The organism is Enterococcus sp. AZ196 (genome assembly GCF_050498845.1).
Taxonomy (GTDB): Bacteria; Bacillota; Bacilli; order Lactobacillales; family Enterococcaceae; genus Enterococcus_A; species Enterococcus_A murrayae.
The window spans coordinates 1-1621 of the sequence record NZ_JBIPAM010000007.1; the positions used below are offsets into that span (position 1 = coordinate 1).

Annotated in this window: 1 protein-coding gene; it reads left to right on the forward strand. The window is 38.7% G+C overall.

The window, feature by feature from the left end:
• Positions 1–288 precede the first annotated feature (288 nt).
• Positions 289–1500, forward strand: coding sequence for an IS110 family transposase (locus IGI67_RS26215; RefSeq protein ID WP_429958075.1), 1212 nt, complete (start codon positions 289–291; stop codon positions 1498–1500).
• Positions 1501–1621 lie beyond the last annotated feature (121 nt).

Sequence of the window (1621 nt, forward strand, 5' to 3'; positions counted from 1 at the left end):
CCTCCTACTACAATATATTTATAGGTTATAAGGGACTAACTTAAGTAATCCCTTTTATCTATCATGTTGCTTAAGCTGTTAGAATGAGAAAGCAATGGTCAGGCGTAAAACCTCCTTGGACTATCACGTCCGCTATCAAGTCTGTCAACCAGCTGCTCATTCACAGCGTTCGTTTTATGCAGGTTGAACTGCTGTTTTCCAGTACGTTCGTGTCACCCCCAGTAGATTGAATCGGCAATGTGCTAATGCTGGCATTTCATTGCAATAATTTTTAAGGAGAGGATTATTTTGAACGCAGTAGGTGTTGATGTTTCTAAAGGTAAAAGCGTTATTTCGATTATCCGTCCCTTCGGTGAAGTTGTTTTGAGTCCTCGCGAGATCAGCCATACTTCTAGTGATATTAATGAGTTGATTCATTCTCTTTTAAAGCTAGAAGGAGACATCAGGATCGTCATGGAATACACAGGGCGCTATCACGAACCTGTTGCACATTGGCTTTCTGACGCAGGCTTTTATGTCAGTGTAGTAAATCCCAAACTCGTTAAAGATTTTGGAAATAACACTTTACGTAAAGTAAAATCTGATAAAAAAGACGCTATTAAGATCGCTCGCTACGCGCTTGACAACTGGAACGACCTGCGACAGTACAATCTTGTGGATAAGCAAAGAGATCAATTAAAGACCCTGAACCGTCAATTTGATTTTTATACGAAGAATAAAACTGCCATTAAAAATAATCTCATTTCTCTTTTGGATCAAACTTTCCCTGGAGCCAATACGTTTTTCTCTAGTCCGGCACGATCCAACGGAAGTCAAAAATGGGTTGATTTTGTTACAACTTTTTGGCATGTTGATTGTGTTCGAAATATGTCCTTGAACGCATTTACCGAACGGTATCGAAAATTTTGTAAGCGTAACGGATATGACTTTCAACCAAATAAACCTGAACAACTTCTTAAATCATCCAAAGAATTAGTTGCTATTTTACCCAAAGATAAAATGACTAAATTGCTTATTATGCAGGCAATTGAGCAATTAAATACTCTTTCCAAAACCGTTGAACAACTTCGTTTACAAATGGACCAACTGGCTTCACAATTGCCGGAATATCCTGTAGTCATGTCCATGAAAGGTGTTGGAGCGTCATTAGGTCCTCAGCTTATAGCAGAAATTGGCGACATTAGTCGTTTCTCTCGCAGAGGAGCATTAACTGCTTTTGCGGGTGTCGATCCTGGTGTGAATCAATCTGGCACTTATAATCAAAAGGGTGTTCGCACCTCTAAGCGTGGCTCTGCACAGCTTCGAAAGACTCTTTTTCAAGTCATGAATACTTTAGTTAAAAATTCCCCAGAAGACGATCCTGTATACACGTTCATTTCTAAAAAGAGAGCAGAAGGAAAACCTTATTATGTCTATATGACCGCTGGATCAAATAAATTCTTGCGTGTCTACTACGGACGTGTAAAAGAATACCTAGCTTCATTTCCAAAAATGGAATAGCGCCATGCACGTATGAATTAAATTAAAAACCAGCGATTTTCGGTGGTTCTATTTGTCATGCTCTCAAAACAGACAAATTTTTTAGTAATTTCTGATTGACTTTTTATTTGCAGGCTTGATA